The 16,619-nt window shown below is 56.2% G+C and carries 13 protein-coding genes; 4 read left to right on the plus strand and 9 right to left on the minus strand.

All coding sequences use genetic code 11. The features are described from left to right. Window positions 1-128: 128 nt before the first annotated feature. Window positions 129-986 carry a CDP-diacylglycerol--serine O-phosphatidyltransferase gene (gene pssA, locus ELY38_RS05405; protein WP_127060486.1) on the minus strand — a complete coding sequence of 286 codons (858 nt, stop codon included), beginning with the start codon at window positions 984-986 and terminating at the stop codon, window positions 129-131. Window positions 987-1,159: 173 nt separating this feature from the next. Beyond that, window positions 1,160-2,176, minus strand: a complete 1,017-nt coding sequence (gene ilvC, locus ELY38_RS05410) for a ketol-acid reductoisomerase (protein ID WP_127060487.1) — start codon at window positions 2,174-2,176, stop codon at window positions 1,160-1,162. 185 nt (window positions 2,177-2,361) lie between these two features. Between ilvC and ilvY the strand changes: the two genes are divergently transcribed. Beyond that, a complete protein-coding gene (ilvY, locus tag ELY38_RS05415) occupies window positions 2,362-3,246 on the plus strand; it encodes an HTH-type transcriptional activator IlvY (RefSeq protein WP_127060488.1) in 885 nt (294 codons plus the stop codon). A gap of 74 nt (window positions 3,247-3,320) precedes the next feature. On the opposite strand, the gene ilvN is transcribed toward ilvY, so the two are convergent. The 5 genes from ilvN to rluD all read right to left on the minus strand — a co-directional run bounded on the left by ilvN (window position 3,321) and on the right by rluD (window position 10,425). After that, window positions 3,321-3,812 (minus strand): acetolactate synthase small subunit, encoded by a 492-nt coding sequence (gene ilvN / locus ELY38_RS05420; protein WP_127060489.1) that lies wholly within the window; start codon window positions 3,810-3,812, stop codon window positions 3,321-3,323. After that, window positions 3,812-5,536, minus strand: coding sequence for an acetolactate synthase 3 large subunit (locus ELY38_RS05425; RefSeq protein WP_127060490.1), 1,725 nt, complete (start codon window positions 5,534-5,536; stop codon window positions 3,812-3,814). Before ELY38_RS05425 ends, ilvN begins: the two co-directional genes overlap by 1 nt. Window positions 5,537-5,986: 450 nt before the next feature. Continuing rightward, window positions 5,987-8,569, minus strand: coding sequence for an ATP-dependent chaperone ClpB (gene clpB, locus ELY38_RS05430; RefSeq protein WP_126950191.1), 2,583 nt, complete (start codon window positions 8,567-8,569; stop codon window positions 5,987-5,989). A gap of 141 nt (window positions 8,570-8,710) precedes the next feature. Then, on the minus strand, window positions 8,711-9,469 hold the full coding sequence (gene pgeF / locus ELY38_RS05435) for a peptidoglycan editing factor PgeF (RefSeq protein WP_127060491.1): 759 nt from the start codon (window positions 9,467-9,469) through the stop codon (window positions 8,711-8,713). Then, window positions 9,466-10,425 carry a 23S rRNA pseudouridine(1911/1915/1917) synthase RluD gene (rluD, locus tag ELY38_RS05440; RefSeq protein WP_126950189.1) on the minus strand — a complete coding sequence of 320 codons (960 nt, stop codon included), beginning with the start codon at window positions 10,423-10,425 and terminating at the stop codon, window positions 9,466-9,468. The genes pgeF and rluD overlap by 4 nt, the downstream gene beginning before the upstream one ends. 158 nt (window positions 10,426-10,583) lie before the next feature. On the opposite strand from rluD, the gene ELY38_RS05445 reads away from it, so the two are divergent. Both ELY38_RS05445 and ELY38_RS05450 read left to right on the plus strand, forming a co-directional pair. After that, on the plus strand, window positions 10,584-11,390 hold the full coding sequence (locus ELY38_RS05445) for an outer membrane protein assembly factor BamD (protein WP_127060492.1): 807 nt from the start codon (window positions 10,584-10,586) through the stop codon (window positions 11,388-11,390). A 248-nt stretch (window positions 11,391-11,638) separates the two neighbouring features. Next, window positions 11,639-13,345, plus strand: coding sequence for a methyl-accepting chemotaxis protein (locus ELY38_RS05450; protein ID WP_127060493.1), 1,707 nt, complete (start codon window positions 11,639-11,641; stop codon window positions 13,343-13,345). Window positions 13,346-13,420: 75 nt separating this feature from the next. Here ELY38_RS05450 and ELY38_RS05455 read toward each other — a convergent pair whose 3' ends face one another. After that, window positions 13,421-15,055 carry an NAD+ synthase gene (locus tag ELY38_RS05455; RefSeq protein ID WP_127060494.1) on the minus strand — a complete coding sequence of 545 codons (1,635 nt, stop codon included), beginning with the start codon at window positions 15,053-15,055 and terminating at the stop codon, window positions 13,421-13,423. 133 nt (window positions 15,056-15,188) lie between these two features. Here ELY38_RS05455 and ELY38_RS05460 point away from each other — a divergent pair, with 133 nt between their 5' ends. Beyond that, window positions 15,189-15,461 (plus strand): PP0621 family protein, encoded by a 273-nt coding sequence (locus tag ELY38_RS05460; RefSeq protein ID WP_127060495.1) that lies wholly within the window; start codon window positions 15,189-15,191, stop codon window positions 15,459-15,461. 7 nt (window positions 15,462-15,468) lie between these two features. Here ELY38_RS05460 and thiO read toward each other — a convergent pair whose 3' ends face one another. Then, window positions 15,469-16,578 carry a glycine oxidase ThiO gene (gene thiO, locus ELY38_RS05465; protein ID WP_127060496.1) on the minus strand — a complete coding sequence of 370 codons (1,110 nt, stop codon included), beginning with the start codon at window positions 16,576-16,578 and terminating at the stop codon, window positions 15,469-15,471. Between the last annotated feature and the right edge of the window lie 41 nt (window positions 16,579-16,619).

Genomic DNA, 16,619 nt, shown 5'->3' on the forward strand with positions numbered 1-16,619 from the left:
CTTGATAACCCGAAGGTTTTCACCTTCATTCACCGCTGGTAACGCTTGGCGTCCCCGGCAGCGGATGCGTACTTTACGGATTCRCTGCCGGCTTGGCAAGGCCTTTTTGAAATTTAGCGGAAAAAGTTTCAGCTTTGCGGTTTGGCTTTGCGCATTACCGCATAGATAGGGCCCGAGAGCACATAGGCACCAAACAGTAAAAGCAGCATTACAGATGGTTCAACCGAAATCATGACAAACCCCAACACAACGGCCAGCAGCACTACAAAGGGCACAGGCTTCTTGAAGTCGAGATCTTTAAAGCTGTAATAACGGATATTGCTGACCATCAGAATGCCTGCTGCCGCCACTACTACCAACATCAGCAACTTGAAACCAAACGCATCGGCATCAAAGCTATGAAAGGTCCAAACGCTAGCGGCCACCAACGCTGCTGCTGATGGACTAGGCAGACCGATAAACCACTTCTTATCGACACTGCCGATCTGCACGTTGAATCGCGCTAAGCGCAGCGCCGCACAGGCGACATATAAAAACGCCACTACCCAGCCTGTTTTACCAATATCCTGAAGTATCCAGGTAAAGGCTACCAGGGCAGGCGCCATACCAAAGGAAATCATATCGGCCAGGCTATCGTACTCAGCCCCAAAAGCGCTCTGAGTATTGGTCATGCGCGCAACACGACCATCCAGGCCGTCTAGCACCATGGCAATAAAGATAGCAACCGCGGCAGATGTAAATTCGCCGTTAATGCCAGCGACGACGGCAAAGAAACCCGAGAATAAAGCAGACGTCGTAAACAGATTGGGCAGCAGATAGATCCCTTTACGCCGAATCTTCTTCCCATCCTCCAAGGCTTCTTCGACGACTTCTGTATCACGTAAGAAAGCAGCAGCCAGATCCTCATTACCCACCTTGTGATGGTCGTCCTGATTTTCCGGCAAAGGAGATGTGGCGTGCGCTTGATCGCGAGCGTCCTGAGTCATAGATGTCATCCGTTTGATATGAAATCACATAAATAGTGAACACTTTCATTCTACACGGTGAACCTTACTCAGCCAGCCAATTACATCAGGAAGTAATAAGAGGGGTGTTGGCAGCGCCTGTAAACAAAACGGGGTGCGCCTAAGCGCACCCCGTCAGCCAACTCACTTAGTACTTAGTTCTTGGACTTATCAACCAGCTGGTTGGCCGCAATCCACGGCATCATGCCGCGCAGCTTGGCACCTACCTGCTCGATTTCGTGCTCGGCATTCAAACGGCGACGCGCCGTCATGGAAGGATAGTTGGTGTTACCTTCCTGAATGAACATTTTGGCGTACTCACCAGTTTGAATACGCTTGAGCGCATTGCGCATGGCCGCACGTGATTCATCGTTGATCACTTCAGGGCCCGTCACGTACTCGCCATACTCCGCATTGTTGGAGATGGAATAGTTCATGTTGGCGATACCGCCTTCATACATCAGATCAACAATCAGTTTGAGCTCATGCAGACACTCGAAGTAGGCCATTTCCGGGGCGTAACCAGCTTCGGTCAGCGTCTCAAAACCTGCCTTGACCAGCTCAACTGCGCCGCCACACAGCACCGCCTGCTCACCGAACAGATCGGTTTCGGTTTCATCTTTGAAGGTGGTTTCGATAATACCGCTACGGCCACCGCCAACACCGGCTGCGTAAGAAAGCGCCAGCTCTTTCGCGTTACCGGACGCATCCTGATGGATAGCGATGAGGTCAGGAATACCGCCGCCTTTAACAAACTCAGAGCGTACAGTATGGCCCGGTGCTTTCGGCGCGATCATGATTACGTCAAGATCTTTGCGCGGCTCGATCTGGTTGTAGTGGATATTGAAGCCGTGAGCGAAGGCAAGGGTGGCACCTTCTTTCAAATTCGGCTCGATTTCCTGCTCGTAGATGGCTTTCTGGTTTTCATCCGGTGCCAGAATCATGACCACGTCAGCGGTTTGGCACGCTTCAGGAACACTTGCCACTTTAAGACCCGCAGCTTCGGCCTTGGCTGCTGAAGAGGAGCCTTTACGCAGCGCAACAGTGACATCTACACCTGATTCTTTCAGGTTATTCGCATGGGCATGGCCCTGCGAGCCGTAGCCAACAATGGTAACTTTCTTGGCTTGGATCAAGGAGAGGTCACAATCTTTATCGTAATAAACGCGCATGGCGAGGCTCCAGAAAATCGTTATCGAGTTAAGTCGTATCGTAGCGTGTCAGCGCTGATGGCCATCCGCGCCGTCTTGTGCGGCGCTGGGTAAGGCGTTGACGCTGACTCTACGTCACGCAGCTCTTTGCGTAAAACGCTATATTTGCAATACAATATTTCACATATTGAAACGACGGCATTTCTATGGACTTCCGCTTACTCAAGCACTTTGTGACGCTTTCCGACACGCTTCACTTTGGCCGCGCCAGCGAGCTCAGCCACATCAGCCCTTCTACCCTTAGCCGCTCCATTCAGCAACTGGAAAGCGAGCTTGCCACCCAACTGTTTGAGCGCGATAACCGCCACGTCACGCTGACGTCCCAAGGCCTCCGCTTTCAACGTTATGCCCGCGAAACGCTGGAACAGTGGGAAATGACCAAGCGCGGCCTGACAAGCACGGCGCAGCTCAGCGGGGAAATCAGCATTTACTGCTCCGTAACGGCAAGCTACAGCTTCCTGTATGAACTGTTGAGCGATGTGCGCACGCGTCACCCCGGCATCGAGCTTAAACTGCATACCGGTGACCCTGCCGATGCGATGAAGAGGGTGATGGAAGGCGACGATGATATGGCAATTACGCCGCGCCCGCGCATCCCTCCTAACGCGCTAGCGTTTAAATCGCTGACGCGCTCGCCGCTGGTGTTTATTGCGCCCACTGAGCCCTGCGACTGGCTCCCCGCCACCCCCGAAAGCTCGACTGCCAAGCAGTGGCAACAAGTTCCCATGATACTTTCCGAGGCAGGGCTATCGCGCGAATACGCCAATACCTGGTTCAAGGCGATGGGCGTTACCCCGCGCATCTATGCCCAGGTGGCGGGTCATGAAGCGATCGTCAGCATGGTGGGTTTGAGTTTTGGCGTGGGCGTTGTGCCCAAAATTGTGCTAGATAGCAGCCCGCTGGCCAACCAGGTCAGAGTATTGAACGTAAAGCCCGAACTCCCCCACTACGATGTAGGCCTGTGCGTTCTCAACCGGCGTTTGAAAAATCCGATTATTGACGCCCTATGGACTGCCATCAGCGAGCGTTAGGCTAAACATAAAAAAGCACCGCCTCAGTGAGACGGTGCTTCAAGACTTAGCGACAAACGCAGCTACGACGTTCTTTAAAGCGACAGCACCTTGTCACCACGTGCAATCCCGGATACTCCGGTACGCGCCACTTCGAGAATACCCACCGGCGCCATGGCCTGCAGAAAAGCATCCAGCTTGGCGGCATCGCCAGTAATCTGCACTGTGTAAAGACTCGGCGTCACGTCGACGATCTGCGCACGGAAGATATCCACGGTACGCTTGACTTCGTCGCGGGCAGCACCCAGTGCTTTTACTTTAACCAGCATCAGCTCGCGCTCAATGTGGTTGCCTTCGGTCAAATCCACCAGCTTGACCACATCAATCAGCTTGTTGAGGTGCTTGGTAATCTGCTCGATGACACGATCATCGCCGATAGTCGTTACCGTCAATCGCGAAAGCGACGGGTCTTCAGTAGGCGCCACGTTAAGCGTTTCAATGTTGAAATTGCGCTGAGAAAACAGTCCGACCACACGCGACAGCGCACCCGGTTCGTTTTCCAACAGAATCGAGATGATATGTCGCATCAGGTACGCTCCGTTTTAGACAGCAGCATGTCGCGCATGGAGCCTAATGGCACCTGCATAGGATAGACGTGCTCAAAGGGGTCAACCTTCACGTCAAGGAACACAAGCTCATGCTTGTCGGCAAACGCACGTTCAAGCGCCGGCTCAAGCTCTTCCATCGTATTGACGGTAATCGCGGTAAACCCGTACGCCTCAATCAGCAGATGGAAGTCAGGAAGTGACTCCATATAAGAGTGCGCGTGGCGTGACTTGTAGTTCAGGTCCTGCCACTGACGCACCATGCCCAGCGACGCGTTATTGAGGTTGAGAATCTTGACCCCCACCCCGTACTGCTTACAGGTTGAAAGCTCCTGCATCATCATCTGGAAGCTGCCCTCCCCCGTCACGCACACTACGTCGTCGTCCGGGAAGTTCTGCTTGATACCCATGGCGGCCGGGAAGCCAAAGCCCATGGTACCCAGGCCGCCCGAGGTAATCAGACGATTGGGCTTGTCGAACTTATAGTACTGCGCGGCAAACATCTGGTGCTGGCCCACGTCAGTGGTCACAAAGGCCTCACCACGGGTTATCCGACATAGCGCCTCAACCACTTCCTGAGACTTCAGCGCCTCGCCTGGCTTTGAGGGCTCGTAAAGCTTCCCCTCACGCTCGGCACGCCAGCCGTCAATCTTCTCCCACCACTCTTTCAGCGCTTCCGGATGGGTAATAGGATGCCCCTGCACCAAGCTGATCATCTCGCTGATGACGCTGTCGGCAGGGCCCACGATAGGCACATCGGCGCGCACGGTTTTGGAGATCGAGCTGGGATCCACATCCACATGAATGATTTTCGCCGTGGGGCAAAATTTCGACGTGTTGTTGGTCACTCGGTCATCAAAGCGTGCGCCAATGGCAATGATCAGATCCGCATGGTGCATGGCCATGTTGGACTCATAAGAGCCATGCATACCCAGCCAGCCAAGGCTTTGGTAGTCGCTTTGCGGATAAGCGCCAATGCCCATCAGTGTGGTGGTAATCGGGAAGCCCAGTTTCTTGACCAGATCGGTCAGGCCTTCGCTCGCTTTGCCAGTCACCACACCACCACCGGTATAGAACACCGGACGCTTGGCCTTGAGCATCAGCTCGACAGCTTTCTTGATCTGGCCGGTATGGCCACGCGTTACCGGGTTATAGGAGCGCAGCTTGACCTTTTTCGGGTAGACGTACTCATAACGCTCGGTGGGTGCGGTCATGTCCTTGGGAATATCCACGACAACCGGGCCCGGGCGGCCTGTTGAAGCCAGGTAGAACGCCTTTTTGAGCACTTCAGGAATTTCAGACGGATGACGAATCGAGAAGCTGTGCTTCACGATTGGTCGGGTGACACCCACGATATCGGTTTCCTGGAAAGCATCTTCGCCAATCAGATGACTCATGACCTGACCGCAAAGCACCACCATGGGAATGGAGTCCATATAGGCGGTGGCAATACCGGTTACGGCATTGGTAGCCCCAGGTCCTGACGTGACCAGCACTACCCCAGGCTTGCCCGAAGCGCGGGCGTAGCCGTCGGCTGCATGCGTTGCCGCCTGCTCGTGCCGCACCAGAATGTGTTTTACCTTGTCCTGACGGAAGAGCGCATCATAAATATGCAGCGCTGCGCCGCCAGGGTAACCATAAATATATTCAACGCCCTCATCTTGCAAGAAGCGGGCGATCATATCTGCGCCGGAAAGCAGTTCCACTGTGTTTCTCCCCTAGAGGTCTCGAGTGCGATCCGCAGGACATCCTGCGGTGTCGAGTGCGACGGTATGCCGCTGCCGGCCCATGCCGGCACCTGATGCCAAACCCTGGCATACGGCCCGGTTAGGGCCTGCACTCTTTGAAAGCGCCAATCAATAACGATATAAATCAGCCGCTCTCTATCGCGGCGGATTGCCGCGTCGGGGCGTTGGCCAGGTTGAGCGGTTAGCCCAAGCCCGGAAGTCCTTCGGCGGGTAAAGGCTATCGCCTACCCATCGCGCGGGAAAAAGGGGTTACCCGTCAGGTCCGCGCCCGCAAATCAGGAACCGTTAAGATTCCATTAGCATCCAAACATGTCAACCTTCAATGGCCTATGAATGGGCAAAGATAGGCATAAGAGCAAAAAAAGCCCCGCTGGCCAGGCCAAGCGGGGCATATGGGGTCAGAATAGTTTACGCATTGAAGACAAGCTTGCCCTCTTCTGCGCTGATATGGATGGTGTCGCCCGGCAGGAACTTACCGGCCAGCAAATCCTGCGCCAAGGGGTTTTCGATACGGCTTTGAATCGCTCGCTTGAGCGGGCGTGCCCCGTACACGGGATCAAAGCCCACCACCGCGAGCTGCGCCATGGCATCATCACTGACCTCAAGGCTTAGGCTGTGCTCCGCCAGGCGCGCCTTCAGGCGCTCCAGCTGGATACCGGCAATCGCCTGAATCTGCTCTTGACCAAGCGCGTGGAAGACCACCACTTCGTCAATCCGGTTGATCAGCTCCGGGCGGAAGTGGTTACCCACTACCTCCATGACCATAGTTTTCATGGTTTCATAATCGTTATCGTCACCCCCCATGCGCTGAATGATATCCGAGCCCATGTTGGAGGTCATCACGATCACGGTATTGCGAAAATCTACCGTGCGGCCCTGACCATCGGTCAACCGACCATCCTCCAGCACCTGAAGCAGGATGTTGAACACATCCGGGTGAGCCTTTTCCACCTCATCCAGCAGCAGCACTGAATAAGGCTTACGCCGTACGGCCTCGGTTAAGTAGCCGCCCTCTTCATAGCCCACGTAGCCGGGAGGTGCACCGATCAATCGCGCCACGGAGTGCTTCTCCATGAACTCCGACATATCGATACGCACCATGGCTTCCTCGGTATCAAACAGGAAATTGGCCAGCGACTTGCAAAGCTCGGTCTTGCCCACCCCAGTTGGCCCCAAGAACAGGAACGAGCCGTTGGGCCGGTTGGGGTCGGATAACCCCGCACGCGAACGACGCACGGCATTGGCTACCGCTTCAACCGCTTCATGCTGACCAATCACCCGCTCGTGCAATGCCTCTTCCATACGTAGAAGCTTATCGCGCTCGCCTTCCAGCATCTTGGATACCGGAATACCGGTCCAGCGCGAGACGACCTCGGCGATCTCCTCTTCGGTGACGTTAGAGCGCAACAGCTGATGGCTGGTAGTATCTGTCTCGCCCTCACCGCTTTCAGCGATTTTCTTTTCAAGCTCGGGAATCTTGCCGTACTGGATTTCCGACATGCGACCCAGATCGCCCTGGCGGCGCGCCTGTTCCAGATCGATACGAGCCTGCTCAAGCTCCGCCTTGAACTGCGCCGAGCCCTGGATACTGGCCTTTTCCGCCTTCCATATCTCATCCAGGTCGGCATACTCGCGCTCAAGCTCGTGAATCTGATTATTGAGCGCTTCAAGACGTTTCTTGGTCGCCTCGTCAGTCTCCTTCTTGAGCGCTTCCCGCTCCATCTTGAGCTGGATCAGGCGGCGATCAAGGCGGTCCATCGCCTCAGGCTTGGAATCAAGCTCCATACGAATCCGCGAGGCCGCTTCATCAATCAGGTCGATTGCCTTATCGGGCAATTGCCGATCAGTGATATAGCGGGTAGAGAGCTTCGCCGCGGCAATAATCGCGGAGTCGGTGATGTCCACTCCATGGTGAACTTCATAGCGCTCTTTCAGGCCGCGTAGAATCGCCACGGTATCCTCTTCGGTCGGCTCATCAACCAGCACTTTCTGGAAGCGGCGTTCAAGAGCGGCATCCTTTTCGATATATTTGCGGTACTCATCCAGCGTGGTGGCGCCCACGCAGTGCAGCTCGCCGCGCGCCAGCGCAGGTTTCAACATATTGCCCGCATCCATGGCGCCTTCGGCCTTGCCCGCGCCCACCATGGTGTGCAGTTCATCAATGAACAAGATGACCCTACCCTCCTCCTGGGAGAGTTCCTTGAGCACTGCTTTCAGGCGTTCCTCAAACTCACCGCGGAATTTGGCCCCCGCCAACAGCGATCCCATATCCAGTGAAAGCACACGCTTCTCTTTCAACCCTTCGGGCACTTCACCGTTCACAATACGCTGGGCAAGGCCCTCCACGATGGCGGTTTTACCCACCCCGGGCTCGCCAATCAACACGGGGTTGTTCTTGGTCCGGCGCTGAAGCACCTGAATGGTGCGACGGATTTCATCGTCACGGCCGATCACCGGGTCCAGTTTCCCGTCCAGCGCTCGCTGGGTTAAATCAAGGGTGTACTTGTTGAGTGCTTCACGCTGGTCTTCGGCGTTGGCATCATCTACGCTTGCGCCGCCGCGCAGGCTGTTGATGGCAGCTTCAAGGCTTTTACGGCTAAGACCTACGTCTTTCAGCAGTTTGCTTACAGCGCCGTTCATTTCAAGCGCAGCCAGTAGTACAAGCTCACTGGCGACAAACTGATCGCCGCGCTTTTGCGCTTCCCGGTCGGTCAGGTTGAAAAGCTTGATGAAATCGCGCGATGGCTGCACTTCGCCATCGAACTGGCTGACTTTAGGCAGGTTGTCAAGCTGCTGCAACAAGCCTTCACGCAAGCGCGTGCTGCTGCCTTCGGCCTTTTCAATCAAGGCTTTGATGCCCGTATCCCGGGTATCAAGCAGGGCAAGCAGAAGATGAGAGGGTTCCAACTGATTATGGCCGCGGCCCACGGCCAGCGACTGGGCTTCGGCGATGGCCGCCTGAAGCTTGGCAGTAAACTTATCAAAACGCATAGCGCTCCTCCTGGGGTAGCCCTGCGTTCGGACGCACGGCGTGGCCCAATAACCTGTCATTTATCGTGCTAATCACGATTAGCTTGACAAGTTAAATGGCGTCAGTTCCGCCGTTTTCAAGAGGCAATGCACCCTACCGGGCTAATTGTTGATCCAGATCACGCTGGCCATGCGTCCTGTCTTGCCGCCATCACGGCGGTAGGAATAAAAGCGCGACTCGCAGGCAGTGCAAAAGTGCCCACCGCTAATATGCTCAATTCCCAATGCTTCCAGGCGAAACCGCGCCAGCCGGTAAAGGTCAGCCATATAATGACCCATCCGATAAGGGCTATGGTCAAACGCCTCGGCGGTATCCGGGTGTACGGCAACAAAGGCACCATATACCTCAGGACCTACCTCAAACTGAGCGTTGGAGATCGCCGGGCCGAGCCATACGAGAATATCGTCGGGTTCAGTATTCATGGCCGCCACAGTCGCTTCCAGCACCCCACCCGCCAGACCACGCCAGCCAGCATGGGCCACGGCTACCTGGGTACCCGCGCGGTTACAGAACATTACCGGTAGGCAGTCGGCAGTCAGCACTACGCAGGCGTAGTCGGCGGAAGTGGCGATGGCGGCGTCCGCCTCTGGCGCATCCGCCTGATAACCTTGCTGCACCCGCGCCCCATGGGTCTGGTTAAGCCATAGCAGCGGGCGTTCGTCACCTACCTCCTTTTGCATCAGACGGCGGCAGAGTGTGACGTGCTCGGGGTTGTCACCCACATGGGAAGCCGGATTGAAGGCGGCAAAATTATCCTGACTGGGGCCGGTCTCGCGTGTGGTGACAAAGGCGCGTACGCTTTTGGGCGCAGGCCAGTCAGGAATCAGAAGCGTCGGCCGTAAATCGATGGCATCACTCATTGCATGGTCTCGTTGTCTTCACGCAGATAATCCAACAACATTAGTAGATCATCAGGCAAGTCGGCATGGAATGTCAGCGTTTCGCCGCTCACCGGATGCACAAAGCTCAGTTTCCGGGCATGCAGTGCCTGGCGTGGGAATTCACGCAGAATCTCCTTGAGCGGTCCGGCCGCACCTGGCGGCAGCTTGGCGCGCCCACTGTAAAGCGGGTCACCAATCAGCGGGTAGCGGGCATGGGCCATATGCACACGAATCTGATGGGTACGCCCGGTTTCCAGCTGGCAGCGCACGTGGGTGTGCGCGCGAAAACGCTCGACCACCCGGAAGTGAGTAACGGCAGGCTTGCCTGAAGCCGTCACCGCCTGGCGCTTACGGTCCTTGGGATGGCGACCTATTGGCGCATCAATAGTGCTGCCCGAAACAGGCTTACCGATCACCACCGCATCGTACTGGCGCGAGACGCTGCGCGCCTGAAGCTGCTCAACCAGCACTGTTTGTGCCGGAATGGTCTTGGCTACCATCATCAGCCCCGTCGTATCCTTGTCCAGACGGTGAACAATACCTGCCCGGGGCACCTCGGCCAGCGCCGGATGATGATGAAGCAGCGCGTTGAGCAGAGTGCCGTCCGGGTTACCTGCCGCCGGATGCACCACCATGTTGGTGGGCTTGTTGATTACCATCACCGCATCGTCCTCAAAGACGATATCCAGCGGTATATCCTGGGCTTCAAAACGCAGGTCTTCTTCAATGGTGGCTTTTAGCTCAAGCACTTCATCGCCATGCAGCTTCGCTTTGGGTTTCACTTTCGCGCCGTCCACGGTCAGTTCGCCGGCGTTGATCCATGCTTTTAGTCGCTCGCGAGAGTAATCACTGAACAACTCCGCGGCTGCTTGGTCCAACCGCGCGCCTGCAAGTGTTGCTGGCACACGTTGCATGGCTTCAACTATCCGGGGCATGACGTAACTTCCTTTGACGACACCCGGCAATACGCGACTAGGCCTGCGTTTTGCGTCGAGGTGATTTATAGTGGGCTAACTGCGACCTATTCTACCATTTCTACTTATGGCCATCGTCGCTTTTCGGTGATTGAGGCTTGTTTGCAACGAGGATGATGATGCGCGTTTTTTCTGCTGCCAACCGCTTTGGTGCCCTTGCGTTGAGCCTTGCCCTTTTGGCAGGCTGCGCCAGTAACGACACAGCTCCTGAAGACGAAGACGAGTTTTCCGGGGTACAGGAGCGTGAACTTTACGAGCTGGCGCGCACTGCGCTAGACAGCAACCGCTATCCGATTGCAATTGAGCGTCTCGAAGCGCTGGATACGCGCTACCCGTTTGGCCCTCACGCCGAGCAAGCACAACTGGAGCTTATCTACGCTTACTACGAAAATAGCGACTGGGAAAAAGCTCGGGCAGCAGCCAGCCGGTTTATTCGCCTGCATCCCGACCATCCTCAAGCCGATTACGCCTACTACCTGCGCGGCCTTTCCGCCTGGCAGGCAGGTCGTTTCAGCCTTGAACGCCTGCGCTTGATCGATATTTCCAAGCGCGACCTGGGTGCCTCACGGGATGCCTACAATGACTTCCGCGAGCTGATCCAGCGCTTCCCCCAGAGCGATTATGCCCCGGATGCCCAGCAGCGCATCGTTTATCTGCGCGACCTACTGGCCCGCCATGAGCTTCATGTTGCGGACTACTACCTGCGCCGGGGCGCTTATCTGGCGGCTGTCGAACGGGGCCGCTGGGTAGTGGAACACTACCCTGAGTCCAGCGCTACCCGTGATGCTCTGGCCACCATGATTGAAGGCTATCAAGGTCTAGGCATGGATGACCGGGCAGGTGAAGTACTTGCCGTACTGCGTGAAAACGCCCCTGACCATGAGCAGCTTCAGGGTGGCCGTTTTGTACCCAAGCACCTGGACTGAATAATTAATCGATTGGCAATAAAGCTGACGTCCTAACCGATTAAGTTATACAACTTTTGTTCTCCTTAAAAACCACGCCGAGGCGTGGTTTTTGTCTTTATGGCACAACCCTCTGCTTTAAGAAAACATAAGTTTCGTATAATTTAAACAAACTATCTATCCAATAGTTGTACAAATAAACTCCTGAGACTAATATTGCGGCCGACTACCATAAAAATGCGCCGCTACGGTGCCTAAGGGACTCTAAGATGCTGTCATTGGACGCTCGTTTTACTGGCACCAAAATAAGTACTCGCCTCGCATTTGCCTTCTCCACCCTACTGGCACTGCTGATCGTTTTAACCGCTGTCGGTATCTACCAAGTCAACCAAATCGACCGTGGCCTCACCGCAATCAACGATATCAATGGAGCCAAGCAGAGTTTCGCTGTAGACATGCGGGGAAGTGTTCATGACCGAGCCATTACCTTACGCGATATTGTCATTACCGCGGGGAACGGCAACCTCGATGCCCTGCGTGCTGACATTGATCGCTTACAGGAAAGTTACCAGAACGCCACGACGGGCATGCAGGGCGTTATCCAGCAATACTCAACCACACCGCAGGAACAGAATCTGCTGAACCATATCGCAAGCCAGGCGGAGATGGTCAGAGCACTTACCCTACAGGTGTTTGATGCCCGTGATACCGGCGACTATGAACTCGCCCAAACACTAATGCTTGAACAGGCCGGGCCCGCCTATAGAGAATGGTTAAACCGCATTAACCAGTTTATTGACTTGCAAGGCCAGATTAATAATGTCAGTACAGCACAGGCGCGTGCTACCGCTTCAGGCTTTCAAATGCTGATGCTGGGTTTAACGCTCTTTGCATTGGTGGTTGGCGGCGTTATCGCGATGTTTTTATCCCGCCAGCTGTTACGCGAGCTCGGCGCTGAGCCTCATGATGTAAAAACGTTTGCAGAAGCAGTTGGGCGTGGCGAGCTAACGACAAAGGGCCAGCTCAAAAAAGGCGATAATCGTAGCATTATGGCGTCTCAGGTAGAGATGGCTCGTCAGTTACAAACTATCGTTACCCAGGTTCGTGCTTCGGCAGAAGCCGTCGCTGCCAACAGCGAGCAGATTGCCGAGGGCAATAACGATTTGTCGTCGCGCACCGAACAGCAGGCCAGCGCCCTTGCGGAAACAGCTTCGGCCATGGAGCAGCTCAACAGCACAGTAAAACTCAACGCGGAAAACTCCGAGCAGGCAAGCCAGGAGGCGCAGAGCGCTTCACAGATTGCCACTAAAGGCGGTGAAGCAGTGCATCAAGTGGTGGGTACCATGAATGAGCTGAACCAGAGCTCTCAGGAAATCGCGGGCATTACCTCGACCATTGATTCCATTGCCTTCCAAACCAACATTCTGGCACTCAACGCCTCCGTTGAAGCAGCCCGAGCAGGCGAGCACGGCCGGGGCTTCGCCGTGGTGGCCGAAGAGGTGCGCAACCTTGCCCAGCGCAGTGCGGAGGCCGCGCGCGAAATCAATCAGCTGATCGCCAGCAACCTAGAGCGCGTCAAGCACGGCAACCAGCGTGCCGAAGAGGCGAGTAAATCCACCGAAGAGATCGTGGCGGCCATTGATCGCGTCACCACCATCATGCAGGAGATCAGCCATGCCAGCGCCGAGCAGAGCGCCGGCGTGCAGGAAGTTGGCCAAGCAGTTACCGAAATGGATCAGGTGACCCAGCAAAACGCGGCGCTGGTGGGGCAAAGCGCCAAATCCGCCGCTAACCTGCGCGAAAATGCCCGTCAGCTGCTGCAGATGATGGAAGCATTTAAGTTACCCCAGGCCGTTCAAGGCGCCCAGCGTGCGTCCGCACACAACATGGCACCCGCCCTCGCTAGCCCTAAGGCACGCCCGATGGCGACAAGCCCTACCCAGCATCAGCCGGAGCCCGAGTGGGAAAGCTTCTAAACCATAACCGCTACCCGCTGCGATAAAAAAGGCTCCTGAGTTCAGGAGCCTTTTGCGCTGGGCCTAGCTTAATACCTAGTCACCCGGCTGCCAGCCGTTAACGATCGGGTAGCGGCGGTCGCGTCCAAAGCCCCGGGGCGTTACCCGAACCCCCACGGGTGCCTGACGCCGCTTGTATTCACAGCGATCGACCAGTTTGACCACCTTGTAGACATCCTCAGAATCAAAGCCTGCAGCAATGATAGCCTCCGCGCTCATATCACCTTCGATATAGCTCATCAGAATCGCATCCAGCACGTCGTAATCAGGCAGCGAGTCGCTGTCCTGCTGCCCAGGGGCAAGTTCTGCGCTGGGTGGGCGCTCAATCACCCGTTCAGGAATCGCTGGCGACTGGGTATTACGCCACAGGGCTAATCGGTATACCCAGGTTTTATACACATCCTTGAGGGCGTTGTAACCGCCCACCATGTCGCCGTAAAGCGTGGCGTAGCCCACCGCCATTTCACTCTTGTTGCCCGTGGTCAGCACCATCAGGCCCTTCTTATTGGAAAGCGCCATCAGCAGCACACCACGACAGCGTGACTGCAGGTTCTCTTCGGTGGTATCACGCTCAGTGCCGGCAAAACTTTCCGAAAGTGTCGCCATAAACGCATCCACCATGGGCTCGATGGGCATCACCTCGTAATGCACGCCAAGCATTTCGGCCTGCTGGGCGGCATCCTGTTTTGAGATATCGGCGGTATAATGATACGGCATCATCACTGCCTGAACCCGCTGCGGCCCTAGGGCGTCTACGGCAATCGCCAATGAAAGAGCGGAGTCGATACCCCCCGAAAGTCCTAGCACCACGCCATCAAAGCCGCTCTTGTTGACGTAATCGCGCACGCCGGTGACCAGCGCGCAGTAAAGACTTTCTTCAGGCTCTACATCCGGCTCGATCTCTCCGTCCTGCGGCTCCCAAATGGCCGCACTGGTTTGTAGCAGCTGTACCGGCATCAGACCCGCCTGCCAGTAAGGCGCCAGCACCTTGAGCTGCCCTTTGGCGTCCACGCATTTAGAGCCGCCGTCAAACACCAGCTCATCCTGCCCGCCGATGGTATTCACATACACGATCGGCCGGTCGACCTCGAGCGCGCGCAGCTCTAGCAGCCGTAGTCGCTCGCCGGGCTTGTCCTGATGATAGGGCGAAGCGTTGAGGCTGATCAGCACCTCGGCCCCGGCCGCTTTGGCCGCTTTTACCGGCGCGCCTTCCCACAGGTCTTCACAAATCAAAAGCCCAAGCCTGGCGCCCTTATGCTCGTAAACCAGCGGCTCGGTGCCCGGTGTGAAGTAGCGCTGCTCATCAAACACCTGATAGTTAGGGAGCGCCTGCTTGGCGTACTCCGCCTCCCATTGGCCGTTGTACAACACGCCTGCCAGGTTATAGCGCTTGCCTTCGCGCACGCCGGGGTAGCCGATGATTACCAGTACATCGCGGGCGACCTTTTCGGCCATCTTGGCTCGCGCTTCGCGTAGCCGTGCTTCCATGGAGGCACGTAGCAATAAATCTTCCGGCGGATACCCTGATAAAAAGAGCTCAGGGAAGATAACGATATCCGCCCCATGCTCAATGCGCGCTTCGCGCACGGCTTCAATAGCACGCGCCGCATTGCCGGGAATATCCCCGACAAGCGGATCAAGTTGGGCCATTACCAGCGTTAAATCTTGCATGGGCGTTAAAATCTCTTGAGAATCTTTAGAATATTGTTAACTGCATCGATGCATTGTCCCGCAAGGGCCGCCTGCTGGCAAAGCCCGCACTCGCATTGACCGCTTTCATCTCCGTACCGGAGGGTCTACAAGGATGAACCTTTTGATCATTCGCCTGATTATTTTTGCCGTGGTGTTTTACGCTGGTTTAAAGCTTTACGGCATGTACCGCCAGCACAAGCTGGCCCGCGACGCCGAACACGAGACATTAAACCGCCACGATGGCGGTCAGATGGTGCGCTGCCGCTGGTGCGATGTTCACGTGCCGGAAAGTGAGGCGTTGCGCGACCACGAACAGTGGTTCTGCTCCAGCGCCCACCGCGATCGCTACGTTCAGGAGCAGGCAGACAAGAACAGCGGCGCCTAGACGCGGCTCATCCGCCTGAAGGTTCCAGCCGTTCAGGCGTGGGCCAGAACGGCGCGGGGTCTATCAACGGCTCCCGGTTAAGTAACTGGTCTGCCAGTAGATGGGTGGAAGCTGGCGCCAGCACCAGCCCATTGCGATAGTGTCCCGCGTTGATAAACACGTTGGGCATTCCTGGCAGCGCGCCGATAAACGGAAGGCCTTCCGGCGAACCGGGCCGCAGCCCCGCCCAGTGGTAGGCAACCGGGCACTCCTTAAGGGCGGGCACGATACGTTCTGCACTGTGTTTTAAAGAGGCCAGCGCCTCCTCATCGGTGGTTTTATCGAATCCGGCCTCTTCGAGTGTCGAGCCTACCAGCAGCAAGCCATCGCCTCTGGGAATAACGTAGCGGCCATCTTTCAAGACGACGCGTTGCACCAGCCCAGGCGGCGCTTGATAGGCAATCATCTGTCCTTTCACCGGGCGCACCGGTACACGCACACCAAGCGTGGCCAGAAGCCTGGCAGTCCAGGCGCCCCCGCAAACGACCACCCGCGCGGCCAAAAGCGCACCTTGGGAGGTATTCACCCCGGTGACGGCGTCTTCGCGCTTTACAAAGCCATACACCTCACACTGCTCACGAAGCGTAACCGTGGGCATGGCCAAGAGCCTGGCTCGCAGCGCCTGACCAAGACGTGGGTTGCGTATGCTGCCAAGCGTAGGCATCCATAGCGCGTTTTCATGGGCAATGGCGACATCAGACTCTTTCTGCTGAACGAAGTCAGCGCCCACGCGCACCAGCGGCTTGCCCATCTGGCGAGCCCAGCTAAGCGCCCTCTCCTCGTCATCGACATTCAAGTACAAAAGCCCTTTCTGACGGTACTCGGGATCGATGCCCGTTTCTTCAAGCAGACGCAGCGCAAGCGTGGGATAGGCGCCTTCCGACCAGCGTGACAGTTGCGAAATAGGCGGCGCATAACGCCACGGATAAAGCGGTGATACAATGCCTCCACCCGCCCAGGAGGCCTCTTTCCCGCAGGTGCCACGTTCAACAAGAGTAACCTGCTGCCCGGCATCGGCTAACTGCAGAGCGGTCATCATACCGATAACACCGCCGCCAATAATTAGAAAATCGCTCACTCAGATTGCCTGCTCTGGCTTACTTGATGGCCGGCACACGG

The sequence above is a fragment of the Vreelandella nanhaiensis genome, from assembly GCF_003990185.1.
GTDB lineage: Bacteria > Pseudomonadota > Gammaproteobacteria > Pseudomonadales > Halomonadaceae > Vreelandella > Vreelandella nanhaiensis.